This window comes from Undibacterium sp. Di24W (assembly GCF_049340325.1).
Taxonomy (GTDB): Bacteria; Pseudomonadota; Gammaproteobacteria; order Burkholderiales; family Burkholderiaceae_D; genus Undibacterium.
The window spans coordinates 34,312-50,110 of the sequence record NZ_JBMPOP010000001.1 but is presented as its reverse complement, the minus strand read 5'-3'; the positions used below and the strand labels follow the sequence as shown (position 1 = coordinate 50,110).

The following is a 15,799-nucleotide window of genomic DNA, read 5'->3' as shown; positions in this document are numbered from 1 at the left end:
TTGAGAATGAAACATCATTCATTCAGGATCGGGTGTAAGTCGTATCCAATTGTCCATTAAACTTGCAAATAAATTGTTACTTTTGTTTACAGTTTGAACTGCTTTCCAAGTAAGATTATCGCTCTCTTTTATCCTCGCTATTCGACTGGTCCCTACTCATGCGCTTCATCTACACCTCCGACTGGCATCTCGGCCACACTGTGCACGTTCACTGTTCTATAGGCAAAAAACCATGACCCAACAATACAAAACCCCAGGCGTCTATATCGACGAACTTAACGCCTTCCCCAATTCCATCACCCCAGTCGCCACCGCCATCCCAGCCTTCATCGGCTACACGCCCAAAGCGGAATATCAAGGCAAGTCCTACCTCAATACGCCGCAGGTGATTTCTTCTTATGCTGAGTTTGCGGCGATCTATTTGTTGGATGATCCTGCGCCGCCAGCCGATCCGGCGAAGCAGTATCAGCCTGAGTATTATCTGGTGGCGCAAGCGCCGCATTCGTCGTTATCGAGTGTTGGGCATTATGTAAATGTTGGAGGCGTGGATTATGCGATCTTGCCTGATCCGAATACGCTTTATTACATGGTCAACAGCCTGCGTTTGTTTTTTCAAAATGGCGGTGGGCGTGCCTACATTGTTTCGGTCGGCACATATGGTGCGCCGAGTAAGACTTCCTTGATTGATCCCACGGTGCGGCCTTTGAATGCGAATGTCTTGCTATCTGATTTGACGACTGGCTTGGCGACCTTGAAAAACGAGCAGGAACCGACGATGTATGTGTTCCCCGAGGCGACTTTGTTGTCCTTAGCGGAGAACGCTACCTTGATGCAAACGGCTTTACTGCAGGCTTCAGAAATGCAAACAGCAGTGTGTATTTTTGATGTGATCGGTGGCGATACGCCTGATCCCGTTTTGTACACCAATGACATAGAGAATTTCCGTAATGGGACTGGCAGTCAGGGTTTGAATTATGGGGTTTGCTATTACCCATTCATCGGCACCACGACCATGCAAAGTGCTGAGATCGATTTTACGAATTTATGTGGTGGCGATGTCGCGCAATTGGCCGCGCTGTTGAATCCAACATCGAATCCTAATCCCGCTGCGGCAGCTATTTTGAATGCGATACAAAATCCGCCAGCGAATCCTATGACGAATAGTCAGTTGCAAGCGGCGTTGTTGCTTGCTAGTCGAAGCTATCAGCAGCTCATGAATGAAGTCTTGGCCTATGCGAACACTTTACCAGCGAGTGGGGCGATGGCGGGTGTGTATACCTTGAACGATAGTCAAAATGGTGTGTGGAATGCGCCAGCCAATACCAGCATCGTTGGTGCGGTGTCATTGCCGATTCGTTTAAGCGATGCACAGCAAGGAAATTTAAATGTGGATGCAGTAACGGGTAAATCCGTTAATGCGATACGGTTTTTTAATGGGCTAGGTATTTTAGTTTGGGGTGCCCGTACACTCGATGGAAATAGCGATGATTGGCGTTATATTCAGGTGCGTCGCACGATGACGTACTTGGAGCAATCATGTAAAGAAGCAGCACGCGCCTATATTTTTGAACCGAACGACAATAATACTTGGGAGGCTGTGAAAAGCATGATTAGTAGCTTCTTGACTTCAGTATGGAAACAGGGCGGCTTGCAGGGCGCGAGTCCGGCAGATGCTTTTAATGTTAGTTGTGGTTTGGGTACGACTATGACTGCAGATGACATACTCAATGGCTTTATGAACGTCACTATAAAGGTCGCAGTGGTGCGTCCTTCGGAATTTATCGTCATCACCTTTCAGCAGCAGATGGCAACAAGCCAATAGCGCAAGAGTTCGGGCGTAATGAAATTGAATGATTACGCCACAAAGCAAAAAGCCTCTTGATTTCTCAAGAGGCTTGAATACTTTTGGTGCGAGAGCCGGAATCGAAAGTGCCAATAAATGCTATTATTTTCAATGGTAATTTCCAAAATGAAATATTAGGTACCAACAAAAGTACCAACATTTGTATTTCTGAGGTTGGTTCGATTACGTAAATTGCTTTTTTAACATTTTATATTTGTCATCTCGTTGTTTGATAAAAAGATATTTTGTTCCTATTCTTATTCCGATTGGAATCTTCGCAAGTACTATTAGTGCTTCCTCGTCTAGTGTAATGTGTAATGCTTTTTTTCATCCTTCTAATTGGCATCTCGGCCAAACTTTGCATAATTTTGTTTGAAGCTACGAGCATTAAGTTTTGCTAAATTGGATTGGGGGGCGGATTTTGGTCTGCGTGAATTGAAGGTTCAAAGCATCTGTTGGTCGAGGATTCGAAGTTATGTGATCGTGAAATATTTAAATTTTTCAAAATAGAATATGAGAAGCAGATATGGCAAAAATAATCGGTTTAGAGATAAAGAACTTTCGAGGCATTAAATATTTTAACGAGAGATTTGATGGAAACTTTATTTGCTTCGTAGCTCGTGGTGATAGCGGTAAAAGTACGTTACTTGATGCCATAAATTTGGTACTTTCTTCTTCGTGGAGTGCAAATTTTTTTGACACGGATTTTTTTAATTGTGATATTTCCCAATCTATTGAAATCACCGTCACTCTGTCAGAATTACCAACTGAATTGCTTACAGAAGGAAAATTTGGTTTGCATCTTAGATCTCTTAGTTCTAGTTCATGTGATATTTCGGACGATATTAAAGATGGCGATATTCCAGTTTTGTCGGTTAGGTTATCGATAGATCGGTCTTTAGAACCAAGTTGGACTGTGATAACTCGCGATGTTGATGATGGGATTGCAATAAGAAGTGTTGATCGTGCCAAGTTGAAGTGTCTTATGATTTCAGACTACATTGATCGACATTTTTCCTGGGATCGCGGCAACCCACTTTTTTCGCTGTTGAGTCAAGGCGAAAAAATCGTAGGCAAGACAGACCATATTGTTGATGCAATGCGTGGCGTGAAAGGTGAAATAGATAAATTGGGATTTAAAAACCTCCATGCAGCTATGGAAACCATTGAGACAAAAGCAGCACAGCTTGGCCTAGATTTGAGCGAAATTAATACGACGATAGATTTGAGAGATTTATACATAAAAGATAGCCGCGTTTGCCTTCATGAAGACAACATTCCATTGCGAATGAAAGGGAAAGGGTCAAAGCGTTTAGCATCAATTGCTATTCAATCCTCTATCGCATCTGATGGTGGCGTTATGCTTATAGATGAGATTGAGCAAGGATTGGAACCGGACAGGGTAAAGCAATTAACTAGATCACTTTTGACTGATTATTCGGGACAGTTGTTTATTACGACCCATTCTCGAGAAGTTATAACCGAACTGCCTTCCAAGAACCTTCGATTTGTGAGGAATGAGAATGGTTTGGTAAGCCTGAGTCCAATTCAATATTCAAAAGAAGAACTGCAAAAAGTAGTGCGCGCATGCTCGGAAGCTTTTTTTGCAAAGAAAATTATCGTATGTGAAGGTGGAACTGAGGTTGGAATTTGTCGGGCAATGGATAAGTATCGTGTAAGTAAGAATAGGAAATCGCTTGCTTTTAATGATTGTGCATACATTGATGGTACAGGCAGTAGTTTTGTGGAGCGAGCAGATACAATACATGAGGCAGGATTTGAAGTCGCAGTCCTATGTGATTCAGATTTGCCAGAGGTAAATCAATCTAAAGTTAATTGGAGAAGCAAAAACATAGAAGTATTTGATTGTGATGTGAACGTTGCTCCTAAGAAGGGAAATTCGATTGAGCAGCAGGTTTTTCAAGATTTGCCGTGGAGTGGAGTTATTGAATTAGTCAAATATGTCAAGGAGAAACACTACAAAACGGATTCCGCTTTCAATGATTCATTAAGTAGCAAGTATTCTTCATTGTCGTCAGATTGGGAGTCGATTGATGATCGAAACGTACGCGAGGCGTTAGCATCTTGCAGCGTTGTTCCGAGTAAAGAATGGTTTAAAAGTATTCATCAAGGTGAAAAACTGGGTGAGTTTCTGTTTAAATATTTGGATGATATGTCGGATACAAAGTTAGGAAAGACATTGACGGCATTAACTAATTGGGTAGGTTAAGATGGACTACCAGTCATTTGTCAACGCATCACGATCGCTGTTAATCGCACCCGCCGGTTATGGAAAAACATTCACAATTGCTGAATGTATGAAATACACAAGCGGAAAGCAGTTGATTCTGACACATACACATGCGGGTATAACTTCGATTCGAAATAAAATCAAGGAGCATAAAATTCCCGCTGAAAAATACGCGGTTGAGACAATAAGTAGTTTTGCTCAGAAGTATGTAAATGCGTATTTCTTAGGTGATATTCCTGCCCAGGAGACTAAACAATATCATCCATTTATTATTGAACAAGCCCGAGCTATCGTGTCAACACCTATTGTTAAAAAGGTGTTGTCGACTACATATTCAGGTATTTTTGTAGATGAGTATCAGGACTGTACTTATTCGCAGCATTTACTTTTAATGGAAATTGGATCACTTTTTCCAATACATATTTTAGGCGATCCTTTACAGGGTATTTTTGATTTTAACGGTAAGGAAAAGTTGGTCGATTTTAAAACTGATTTAGTTGAGTTTGAGAAATTTAAACTCAATACACCATATCGTTGGAATAACGTAGGTAAGCAAGGTTTAGCAAACTCTCTTGAAATCATAAGGGGAAAATTAGAAAGACAAGAAGCAATCGACTTTAAAGAGTTTGAGAGTTGTGATTTTCATTTTGTGAGCGCAAAACTTGAAGATATCAGGGATGAGGATAGCCTTCTTCGAAAGTGTTTGGATAGATTACTTAGAAAATCAGTTTATGAAAGTTTATTATTTATCGTTCCATCTCATTTTGAAAATGGAGTGTTGAGAGGGGGGGTAACGGATAGATCAAAACTGAAGAATCGTTTTGACTTTCAAAATCAAGTGCAGCTGCTAGAAGCAATTGACGACGAATCATTTTATAAAAATTCGAAGAAAATTGATGAACTATATGAAAGCATTGGTCGCGCAAAAAATAAATATAACAAGATAAAAAAGGATCTACTTTACAAATATTTTAGGAAAGGGGATGTGAACGCTTGGTTTAACGATGACGCGTTGAAAGCGAAAAGAACAAAGAGCGATCAAATTTTATCAATAGAGATAAAAGAACATTTAGAAGATTTCATTTCTTCCCCATCAATCTTTAACTGCAAATCTATTTTGGAGCTTTTTAATAAAAAATTTAAATTTAAGACCGCTAGACCGGAGCTCTATAGAAGTGTTGTTTCCGCAATGGAGAGCGCTATTTTTGATTCGAAAAGTGTGGAGGTTGCAATGAGAGAACAGCGAAATCGCTTACGCCAAAATGGCAGAAGCATAAAGGGTAAATGTATTGGAACTACTCTGCTTACAAAGGGATTGGAGTTTGATACTGTCGCAATTTTTGACTTACACAAATTCGAATGCCCTAAAAATCTCTATGTAGCCCTTACTAGGTCCTGTAAAAAGTTAATTATATTTTCAGATATCGAGATATGGCAGGCTAAGGTTTCTAAACCCACAAAATAGAGAAATGGTATGCGAACCATGACCTAGCCATACCAAAGCCCAGCAATGTGGAGCACCTGTCATAAGAGGGGAGATCTTATCGAACTGAAAAATGGCGCCTCAAGGTTTTAACATTTAGGTTTGATTTTCTCACCGTATCCCGCATGACTTCAAATTCTCTGCTTTCAGAAAAGTTGCGTGCGGCTACAACGACTAACGAATTTGAACCAAGTGCACATTCGTTTAATGGATAGGGGAAATCCCTATCGTCAACTTTTATGTGTGCGGTGAATTTTCCAAAATAGACGCGATAGGTATTCACTCCTTGCAAATTCTCTTGAAATGGGTCCATCAAGTTTTTTGAGAGATTGATGTTTTTGTCCTCACTTTGCCATCTGGACAAGACGACCCCAAACGGTTTTAAATCCATTTCATCGTCAGACCTCAGCAATTTTTTTGCAATCTCTTTGTGACTACTTTCAATGTTGATCCGTTTGTAGAACGGTTGGACTGAAATGGACGCACGCAAAATGACTGAAACGAAAAATTTGAGCAATACTTGTTGATCAATTTCCTTTGCAACATACACTACGGAGCCATCTTCATTTCTAATCGGCTGAAACAATTCGTCGCTTTTTCTTAGTAAAACCTTTATGCCATAGTCGTCTAACTTGCCGAAACTTACCTCACATGCAGCACAAAGGATAGTATTGTCATAGACGCCAATAGGGGCCTTTTTGGGAATTTGGTTTTGTCCACTGCTGATCAAAAGTGGGATTTCGTTTTTGTTCCGAACTTCGCGCCAAAATGCTTCAGGGATGATGTGAGACTTGACTAACGGCTTAGTTTCGCCGCAAAGCTTACACACTTGGACGTAGATTTTCCCTTCGGATTTCATTGACCAATACTCCATCCAACCATCCAGCGACGCAGAAGATCAAATGCATACTTGTTGCGCCACGCTTTTTCAGTCAAGTCTAATTTCTCAGCGTCGACCACGATCCTCATGGATATTCTTTCTTCTTGAGTAAGGGCGATCCAGTTTTTTGTGCGGCTAGCGGCTTCGTTGTTAAGCCATTTACGATATTCGCGATAAGTCGAATCTGCAGGGAGGTTCATTTCTGGGTCGATTTCACGCGGTAAAGTGCCAGGCGTCCAAGGTACGCTCGAACGCTCCGAATCATCACGCGCTTCGTAGGAAACTGTAGCGTAGTCACCTTCGATGTGCTGTCGCTGCAACCAATTCGATGCTTGGGATGCATGGCTAGGGTTAAGCCAACGGGAAAAACATTCCTGAATAGATAATTTTCCATTGTCGATGCTATCGAGATCTGCAAGAAAGGAGCGTGTAAAGTCGGCATTGAAACGAGCAGCAGCCGTGTTCCTCAGTGCGTTTAACATTGACCGGCCTTTGTCGGACAAAGTGACATTGTTTGCGCTAACGATCAAATCCTCGTTGATCAACTTTTGCGCATGATTGGCATAGGTTGAAGGACGACCAAGCCCATGTTTTTCCATGTGCAGAATAAAGTCACCTATCGTCATTTTGGCGAGAGAAACAGTAGAGAAAGTATAAGAAACGATTTGAGCCGAACTTTCGGGGATCTTCTCAGCTGGCGGCAAGTAAGTTTTGTTCTGAGGGACTTTCTTAAGTAAAGTTACCGATCGCCAGCCAGGCTGAAGTAATGTCGCTTCTTCGTTACCATAGATCGCACCATCAATATTGACAATGTAACGGGTAACTTTCCACACTGGTGGTGGACACGCATAGCCATCGACCATGTCGTAAAGTACTGGATAAACTTTGCGAGCGTTGTCAGACAATTGGGAAAGATTTGCCGAGTCCCTTGCCTCATGGGGCAAAATCATTGGATGGGCTTGCATATTAGTTAGTCCTTTGTTGTTCGCTGATTATGGTAGGCAGTTAATGCCTGAACCATAAATCGCTCACGATTTGGCCGTGGTGCGCTTGTAATTAAAAGCTGTGTCTCATCCACACATGTTTGCCATAACGGCTCAGCTTTCTGAACCCATAGCCTGCTCCAAGACAATTGCATCTCACCAACGAATCGCGTGTCAGATTGAATGTGGTCTATGAGATAGCAAAAATAGACAGCAGAAGTTTGGATGTCAGATTTTCCGGAAGTGGAAGTGGATTCGAGTGGCTTTGCCGCTAAGTGGGTGTCAATGACATAGATCCATTGTTTTAGTGGTCCGATATCGAGGGAGACTGGCGAATAACCGCGCGCGAGCGCTACTTTGGCATCAGTGTCCAAGATGGAAGTGAGAATTTTTCGCAGGTCTTCTAACTTATTAATCAAGGCGTGCGCTTTGTTGGCGAGTTCGATCAATTCCATTTAGAGGTTCCAAGGTGAACGGTGGACTGTGGCATTTAAAAAGTAGTCACGGAACGAATTGAGTTTTTGATTATCGATACAAAGTTGTCGTCCACCACCTTCAAAGTAGTGGCCTTGAACCATACTAGGTTGTGGTCCAACCGTTCCAATCAAACCGGAACGGAATACGTTTCTGACTTGTTCGGGCAAATCTCCTACGCGAAACGAAAGATAGCCTCCATCGCCATTCCAAATACCTGGAATCGCACAAGTGTTGCGCCATTCAGCTTCTGTTTTGGGAATTTCGCCAACACCCCAAAAATCACCAGCCGGATTGTTGCAATAGTAAGCGCCAATTGTCGCCCCCATTTTCTCTTGAGGGGAATAGTTTGCTCCAAGAAATCTCCAAACTGTCTCGTCATCGCCAAGTCGAGTGGATTTTTCTACTATGCCGCTAAAGGTGTTCAATTTTTTGAGTGGTTCCTTTATAGCAGGATCAGACTTGTCGACGGCAGACGACACATCAGCTTTTGATGTGGGAATTGGTCCGAGCATCGCGCCAGGTTCAGGGTAAATTCGACCCTCATCGTCTTCTCTGTGCAGGTTTGAAAACCGTGATGGATCTACATAGGCTGCCACAAGAAATTCCAGCCCTGGCAAATTGTCGTTAAACGCCTGTCGATGTCGCTTAGTAAGACCGATCAATTTACTTCGCAGTGGCTCTGGCACGTTCGCATATGCTGCGGGAGGAACAAAATCGCCATCGATGGGACCGGACGTACGCGGATAACTCGAAAACCCATTCATCTAGATATTCTCCTCAAGCGTTTGCTCGCTTTCGGTGCTACCGATGTAGATTTCTTGAAGTGCATTCATTGCTTCAATAGGAGAAATGGATAAGTCGTTTATCGCACGATGTAAGACCGTGGCCGTTGATGTGGCGGGCGCCGGATCTTCAGATCTCAAAAGTGGTCCAACTCGAATAATTTGAGTCGTGGTACCCGCGGATAATAGCTTCTGATTTTCTGGAGGCGCTGAATAGAATTCCGTTGCGCCTAATGGATCATCTTGCGCTAGCCGCGTCATCTTGACAGTAAATTGACAGCCTTCAGGTTGAATTTCGATATTTTCGGTAAAACGAGCACCATCGCGTTGCAATTCAATACGGTCAATTTCATCCAATAAACTCGCCGAAACACGACCTGCGCCAACGTTGGCGATTGCCTTGATTTCGATAGATATGAATTTATCTGCGATGGTGCGCGCGAGAGCCGCTTTAACCCGAAGAGGATCAACACCCCGCGTGGTAAACTTCTTACCCTCGATTAAAGACTCTGGCGTCATTGCGTAAAAGCGCAGTCTAAAAAAGCGTTCTTTCGGAATCGCCAATTTGACTTGACTCGCTAGATCCATCACGTGCCATGCGATGCCTTCACCTTCTCTATCATCATCGGTGGCAAGATAAATGCTGTCGTAATGGCGTGCCCCGAGTTCCGTTAGGGAACGCATAGACGACATGAAGGATTCACAATTGTCTTTGTTGATCCATTTAGGTTCTCCATTCTCGAAAAAATCGAACTCTCTGAGATGTCCGCGGGTCGCGATACCTTTGGCGATTTTTCCGAAAGCCTGCTCCGCTAACTTCGTTTTGGATGGACTCTCAAAAACGTAAAGATCTCGAGGATAGAGCCGATAACCATAGTCAATGAGGTAGCGCGCTAAGATTCCGCTGAACTGACCATTTGGTTTTAAAATGACCCCAGGATGTCCAAACACAACAAAGGCATGCTTGGCGCGACTGACAGCGACATTGAGCATTGATGCCTTGCGATTGATAAAGATTTTTCCTGTTAGATCGTTCACAGTGGAAAACAGCACGATCTCTTTTTCTGCCCCCTGCAACGAGTGCACGGTACCGACGATCATTTCTTCGACTTTGTCTTGCTCAAGTAAGTCGTCGTTCGACCCTGTCGATTCATTGTCGCGCACCCTGAATCCTACAGAACTCAGTGCTTCTTTCAACTTTCTGACCTGAGCACCGTAAGGAGAAATGACCGCGACTACTTTTTCAACGCTGCCGTAACGATCTTTGATCGCTTCACGATTTTCTACAATCCAGCTGACGATAGAAGAAATTTCTTCTTGATTCATCTGGCTTTCGTCGCTAGCAAATTGCTTGCCTTCGACCGCTACGAAGCCCATTGGTGGCAGTAGGGCTTCATGATTTTTTGCTTCTTTAGGTGAGCGAGCGACATGTGGGTGATCTTTGACCATCGGTATCAACGGGTCGATCGCGTCGTAGACGAGGCGATTACAAAATTCGATGATCGTTTTACGACACCGGTAGTGATACTTAAGCATGACACCATAGCGCTCGTTGTCTCTATCTTCATGACGCGCGGCTGAATATTGGGCGCATGCCATAAAATTGCCCACTTCCGCATCGAGGTTTTCTCGTTGGTGTTGCGTTGTTTTTGTTGATAGGTCGTGACGCCTCCGTAGATCCATATTGCTTTTGCGATCTAATGTAACCACCGGTTCAAGCTGTTTAACGTCTCCGACAACCAAGGCCTTGCGCGCAAGACACGTTAGCGGTACAGCAAGTTGGGGCGATACTTGACCGGATTCGTCAACTAGCAACCAGTCAGCAATCTCCAGATGATGCTGTGGCATCCTATTAAGATCTAGATACAGTGCTATGGATGGCATTGTTTGAGTAGTGGCAACGATTACTGGCGATAGCATCGCTGCTCGTTCAAGAGCGATCCTTGTTTCTTCCTTTGGGTCTTCGGGTAAGGGTGTCGTAGCTTCTCTAATCCATTGAGCCTCCCAGTACCGCATCGCGACGTGAAAAGCTTCATAGCGTACGGTAAGGTCAATTACGCACTCAATGTTGTGCCGAACCTTCAGTAATGTGGAGTGATTCATCGGATCGGCATTAGTAATAGACTCCCGCATTTCTTTACCTAAGCCGCAAATACTAGCCTCGATGCCACTTTCCACAGTATCTTGGCGTTGTATGCCATTTCGAAAAGCAATGTTGGCCGCTGCGCCGCGATGATGGAGAAATAAAGTCCCTATTGCAGTAATATTGCGATTTAAAGCTCTTTGTTGTTTAACTATTGGTAACAGCGTCTCAATGCGTTTTTGAATTTCTGACTCTAACTTTCCTCGCGAAACTTGCCATCTTTCACAGCGAGCAATAGATTTATTCTGTTCATTTGCTTTCTCACATAGATAATTAACTGCCTCGGATGCAAAAACAGGGAGCATGGAAAGATTATCCGGTAGGATTAGCGATGGATTTGCATCCAAAAGAGCTCGTTTCAAGGCCCGATAATCTCGTTCATCCTTTTCAGCCTGTAACCTTCTTTTCGAGGTAAGCAGCTCTTCCAGAAAAGCTTTCGTTTTATTCCAAAAACCGGCAGGCTTGGGTCGATGCGCGTCAATAATAGTTTTCTTTATGCGCTCAATTAATTTGATGGTTTCTTGTTGTTGAGACTGTAATGTGCGGATTTTGCTGCTACGGTCTTGAGGTAGCTTTCTGGCTGTTAGTTTGTCATGTTGTGCTTTCGCTTCGGTCAATTCTTGCCACGTGTGATGGCATAGAATTTCATAAAGCGAGTCTGCATTACGTAAAGCGGAAATAAGGATACTTGCAGGACCAACAAGCTCGACTAAGCGATTGGATAAATAGCTTGTAGCCGTCAGATTAGTATTGATGTTGTTTGTCTCAATATATGCTCTAAATCGGCGATTGAATGTCGATAAATGCGACTGCATTTCCTCTTTTGTCAGTATCGAAACCATTCGCGGAGTGCCATTTTCACTAGCGGCTTTGCCAGCTCCGGTGAGGGTTGGTGCATACATCCTGTCCCGATACAGCTCTTGGTACGGCGTGTTCTTATCTCCTCGCTTGGATGCAGAAGGAAAATACCATCCGTATGAAGGAAAACCGTCCAGCCAGCGATGTTCAACACGTACCGCTTCACCTTCTATATAGGGTTTGGCGATATCGCGAAAGGCTTTAATCATGTTGGTGGTAGCCTGATTTGTTTGGCTTGCCGCAATCGTCACTAAAGGTCGTTCGTTGAGAGCGCTTTGTACAACTAAAGTAGCAATGACGCCTTGAAGCATTGACGTTTTACCCGTGCCCGGTGGGCCTGACACGGCAATTATCTCGCCACGCTCAGCAACGGTTGTTTGCCATAAGGCTATTCGCTGAGTCTGATCAAGACCAAACTGTTCGCCCATGTGTCCAATATGTCGGCTACGGGCTTGATTCAAATGATCGGAAAACCAATTAACGCTTGGTTTTGAGTGATCAAATTTAGCATCAGCTTCTAAGATTCGTTCCAATAAAGGAGGAGTCAGTTCTACATCCTTTAGGTCTTCGGTCAATGCAATGAGACGTCGATTGGCAGGAGGAATTGCGGTATATGCCACCACGCCAAGAAAAATTAAAGAATTGGGTTTAGAGTTCCCAAAACCGCCAGACCAAGAAAATTCTGTTATCGATAGCGATGGTTTGGAATCCTGGAAATTCTTGAATGTGTTATTCAGATTGTCCCAGTGCTGTGGCCAAGTAATGGAGGGAGTTTCATTCTCGGTATCGTGGTGTTCGTTGGTAGCTTGGTTTGCACTCTGTGATAAATCGTCATGCGTAAATACAAGTGGACCGACACGAGGTTTTCTAGCGTCTCGATCCTCACTTGATAAGTGTTTTGGATTTATTAATAAAGACTCTTTGCTTGGTGCGAGCTCACCCGTTTTTAGATTCAGTAGAGCGGGTAGACCGCATATCACCAATTGAATGAGCTTCCCTTCTTTATTTTTCCACTCGTTTCCGAGTAAAAGCAAAACGGATGCGAATCCTTTAGGTGGCGCGTCTTTCTTATTTGCGGCATCCTCGGCAGTGTCAACTAACTTCAACCAATTTTCTTCATTTTCCCGCTTAGAATTGAGGTTCAATTGTCCATTTTTAATCGTATCAAGGAAGTTAGTTGCATGTGCAAACCATAGTTTTCTTGTCTTAGGCTCTTGCGCAAAGTCATCCAAGTCTTGGAATCGTAGAACGTCAGCATAATAGGAAAGCCACTGGATCGTATCGCTATTTTGGGGCTTTTCTGTCGTCTCCATGCGCTTGAGCTTTATCCAAGCATCTTCGTCAAGATATTGACCAGCTAGTAGCAATATGTCTCTTGGTACTGCTGCAATATCAATTTCAAATCGGGGTTCATCGATTCCACTCCTTTTATTCCAATATGGCATTAAAGCTTTTAAATGTTCTCTGTTTTCGACATACTTAAGAGGAATTTTAGCCATTTGTTTTCCGAAGACAAGCAGTTCAATTGAGCTGCAATTTTCATAATATAAAGTAAATTTCAATTACTATAACAGCAAGTGATCGTTTGGTCGTTAACGTTAATTCAAAGGCTGAAAGAACGTTGTACGCGAAACCAAAAAATGTTAACAAAGGAATCTTTGGCTGGGATATGAAAATAGAAATTATTGCAAGGTCTTAAGCGACACTTTTTGAAATTGTTTAAATATTGAGTTCAGGTGCATAGCAGACTTGTCTAGCGTCACGAAGTACGTTACTTTCTGAATTTTAAGTTTCTAATGTAAACACATCTGAACTCAAATCAGTAAACTGTTATTCATCGATGAAAATCCAAATCTCGAAGTAGATAGTCGAAATTTTTATCATTGGAGCGCTTGAATGCTGGTCTCGAGAGAAGATTTATTTGCATTGGTTTGGTCGGAACCCGCGCAAACCATTGCGAGACGTTTCAAAGTATCAGGAAGTTATCTAGCCAGAGTCTGTGAACGGTTGAAAGTTCCAACTCCAGCCCGTGGCTATTGGGCGAAATATTCAGCTGGTAAAGTGATGGCAAAACCAATGTTGCCTGCACCGCGCCCAGGCGATGAAATTTCTTGGAATCCAGGAGGCGGACCTGGTGAAATATTTTCAGAGGCCGAAAATCAATCGTCGAACGAAATTGAAAAAACTCCTAAAACGCTAACAAAGAAAGCAAAAGATAGCACTCATTCGTTATTGATTAACGTCAAAGACCTTTATCTGATAGGGCGTTTGTCTTATCAAAAAGAGTTTTTGAAACCAAACAAGCGCCTCTTACCTGATATTCAAGTCTCTACATCAGGTCTTGATAAATGTTTTGAGCTTGCAAACCTACTTTTTAATTCTCTCGAGGAAAAGGGCGCGCGGGTAGGGCTTGAGCCCGTCGGTTTTCATTCAATGCGTCCAGTTCTTGACGTGAGGGATGTGCCAGACAAAAGACCTCTAAATGATAACTTCTGGGCGCCAGCAAGAAATACGGTGTTCTATTTTAATGAATTGAGAGTAGGGATCACAATTTTTGAACTTACCGAATCTATTCCAATGGTTTATATCGATGGAAAATATGTAAGGGAAGCTGACTATATCTCTTCGCCTAAGTCAAAAAGGCAACATTCTTGGGTTAGCAATCATGATATACCGTGTGGTTGTTTTGGCGTTCAGCTTTATGCTTCACATTACGATCAACATTGGGTAAAAGTTTGGAAAGAACAGCGAAGCGGTGAATTCGTGAAAAGAATTAAGTCACTTACGACTGATTTTCTATCGAACTACGAGGACATCGCGAAGGTCATTGCGCTTGGAAAAGCTAGATTCGAAGCCGAACGTGTCAGATACGAAGAAATGCATCGATTGATGGCGATACAGCGAGAACAAGAGAGATACGCAAAAAGTGTCCATGAAAGTCGTGAGGTGTTAATTAATTTACGCAACAAATTCGAAGAAAACAACCGATGGAATGCGTTTTTTGCACATGTAATTGAACTCGAAAAAGGTCTATCACCAGATTGCATGAATAAGCTGAACGATCAGATTGCAGAGATGAAGAAACTGGTCAGCTCGAATATATCTATTGAAGATATTTTGCATTGGAATCCACCAAAATAATGGCCTTGTGTTCAGCCTGCAGATTTCGAATTGGCTATCTTGTTTTCAGGATTTGTTTGATGCCATTAGATTAGTGAATGGCACACAAAAATTTCTCACAAGCGTGGCATCAAACTTTGTCTAATGTGAGCATCCAAAATCTTCTCTTGTCTCCATCACTTCAATATTGTTTCCATTGCCGCAGCCCGTATTAATGTTTGCATTTGGGGCTGCGGGCGCATTCTTCCACGGTGGAATAAGCTTCGTGGAAGAATGCTTAAATTGTTTATGGAAACATTATTTTCGCTGGAGAAAAATTGACCAGTGCATCATTGTGGCGACACTGTGCAATCATTGTGGCGATACTGTGCAATCATTGTGGCGATACTGTGCATCATTGTGGCGATACTGTGCATCATTGTGGCGATACTGTGCAATCATTGTGGCGATACTGTGCAATCATTGTGGCGATACTGTGCAATCATTGTGGCGATACTGTGCAATCATTGTGGTGATACTACGTAATCGTTGTGGTGATACTACGTAATCATTGTGGTGGTAGCGGATCGCCGTTACATTGATCTGGCGACGCTATACGATCATCTAGGTCATATTTGGACGCAAAAAGACCTTTTTGCTTTCTAGCTGAAATTAAACCTTAATCTATTCGATATCGAGCGTCGATAGTAGATCTAGAATATCAACACCCAAGGCATTGGCGAGTTGTTCAAGTCCATCAATCGAAATATTAGTAACGCATCGCTCGAGTTGCGAGACGTAAGTCCGGTGAAAATCGGCTGCTTCGGCCATATATTCCTGGCTCCAACCCCTCTCTTTTCTGAGACGTTTTAGATTACTGGCGATACGCTGCCGAGCGGTGATTAGTGTTTTTCTTTTTGTATTCATAGCCGCAAGAGTGAACCTCTACTGGCTTTGTATCTACAGCATAAAACTCTACTGGTTTTAAATCTCAATTGGT

10 protein-coding genes are annotated in these 15,799 nt (G+C 42.9%); 4 read left to right on the top strand and 6 right to left on the bottom strand.

The features are described from left to right. Positions 1–232: 232 nt before the first annotated feature. From ACO0KZ_RS00180 to ACO0KZ_RS00170, 3 genes are all read left to right on the top strand, one after another. Positions 233–1,822, top strand: a complete 1,590-nt coding sequence (locus ACO0KZ_RS00180) for a phage tail sheath family protein (RefSeq protein ID WP_422991533.1) — start codon at positions 233–235, stop codon at positions 1,820–1,822. 547 nt (positions 1,823–2,369) lie between these two features. After that, on the top strand, positions 2,370–4,073 hold the full coding sequence (locus ACO0KZ_RS00175) for an ATP-dependent nuclease (protein WP_422991531.1): 1,704 nt from the start codon (positions 2,370–2,372) through the stop codon (positions 4,071–4,073). Between the two features lies 1 nt (position 4,074). Next, positions 4,075–5,559, top strand: a complete 1,485-nt coding sequence (locus tag ACO0KZ_RS00170) for a UvrD-helicase domain-containing protein (protein WP_422991529.1) — start codon at positions 4,075–4,077, stop codon at positions 5,557–5,559. Positions 5,560–5,635: 76 nt separating this feature from the next. Here ACO0KZ_RS00170 and ACO0KZ_RS00165 read toward each other — a convergent pair whose 3' ends face one another. From ACO0KZ_RS00165 to ACO0KZ_RS00145, 5 genes are read right to left on the bottom strand one after another with little or no spacing between them, the layout of a single operon-like run. Further along, the gene (locus ACO0KZ_RS00165; protein WP_422991527.1) at positions 5,636–6,436 is read right to left on the bottom strand and encodes a hypothetical protein; all 801 of its coding nucleotides are present in this window, start codon (positions 6,434–6,436) and stop codon (positions 5,636–5,638) included. After that, positions 6,433–7,422, bottom strand: a complete 990-nt coding sequence (locus tag ACO0KZ_RS00160) for a DNA topoisomerase (protein WP_422991525.1) — start codon at positions 7,420–7,422, stop codon at positions 6,433–6,435. Before ACO0KZ_RS00160 ends, ACO0KZ_RS00165 begins: the two co-directional genes overlap by 4 nt. Positions 7,423–7,427: 5 nt before the next feature. Next, entirely contained in the window at positions 7,428–7,895 is a 468-nt protein-coding gene (locus ACO0KZ_RS00155) for a hypothetical protein (protein ID WP_422991523.1), read from the bottom strand. Next, positions 7,896–8,681 carry a hypothetical protein gene (locus ACO0KZ_RS00150; RefSeq protein ID WP_422991521.1) on the bottom strand — a complete coding sequence of 262 codons (786 nt, stop codon included), beginning with the start codon at positions 8,679–8,681 and terminating at the stop codon, positions 7,896–7,898. It lies immediately after the preceding gene. Further along, positions 8,682–13,199 (bottom strand): AAA domain-containing protein, encoded by a 4,518-nt coding sequence (locus tag ACO0KZ_RS00145; protein ID WP_422991519.1) that lies wholly within the window; start codon positions 13,197–13,199, stop codon positions 8,682–8,684. 397 nt (positions 13,200–13,596) lie between these two features. Here ACO0KZ_RS00145 and ACO0KZ_RS00140 point away from each other — a divergent pair, with 397 nt between their 5' ends. Continuing rightward, positions 13,597–14,841 (top strand): hypothetical protein, encoded by a 1,245-nt coding sequence (locus tag ACO0KZ_RS00140; protein WP_422991517.1) that lies wholly within the window; start codon positions 13,597–13,599, stop codon positions 14,839–14,841. 642 nt (positions 14,842–15,483) lie between these two features. On the opposite strand, the gene ACO0KZ_RS00135 is transcribed toward ACO0KZ_RS00140, so the two are convergent. Next, complete coding sequence (locus ACO0KZ_RS00135; RefSeq protein ID WP_422991515.1) at positions 15,484–15,726, bottom strand: helix-turn-helix domain-containing protein; 243 nt, start codon at positions 15,724–15,726, stop codon at positions 15,484–15,486. Positions 15,727–15,799: the final 73 nt, after the last annotated feature.

Coding starts and splice junctions, on each gene's coding strand:
- ACO0KZ_RS00180 (WP_422991533.1), top strand. CDS start 233: ATGACCCAACAATACAAAACCCCAGGCGTCTATATCGACGAACTTAAC.
- ACO0KZ_RS00175 (WP_422991531.1), top strand. CDS start 2,370: ATGGCAAAAATAATCGGTTTAGAGATAAAGAACTTTCGAGGCATTAAA.
- ACO0KZ_RS00170 (WP_422991529.1), top strand. CDS start 4,075: ATGGACTACCAGTCATTTGTCAACGCATCACGATCGCTGTTAATCGCA.
- ACO0KZ_RS00165 (WP_422991527.1), bottom strand. CDS start 6,436: ATGAAATCCGAAGGGAAAATCTACGTCCAAGTGTGTAAGCTTTGCGGC.
- ACO0KZ_RS00160 (WP_422991525.1), bottom strand. CDS start 7,422: ATGCAAGCCCATCCAATGATTTTGCCCCATGAGGCAAGGGACTCGGCA.
- ACO0KZ_RS00155 (WP_422991523.1), bottom strand. CDS start 7,895: ATGGAATTGATCGAACTCGCCAACAAAGCGCACGCCTTGATTAATAAG.
- ACO0KZ_RS00150 (WP_422991521.1), bottom strand. CDS start 8,681: ATGAATGGGTTTTCGAGTTATCCGCGTACGTCCGGTCCCATCGATGGC.
- ACO0KZ_RS00145 (WP_422991519.1), bottom strand. CDS start 13,199: ATGGCTAAAATTCCTCTTAAGTATGTCGAAAACAGAGAACATTTAAAA.
- ACO0KZ_RS00140 (WP_422991517.1), top strand. CDS start 13,597: ATGCTGGTCTCGAGAGAAGATTTATTTGCATTGGTTTGGTCGGAACCC.
- ACO0KZ_RS00135 (WP_422991515.1), bottom strand. CDS start 15,726: ATGAATACAAAAAGAAAAACACTAATCACCGCTCGGCAGCGTATCGCC.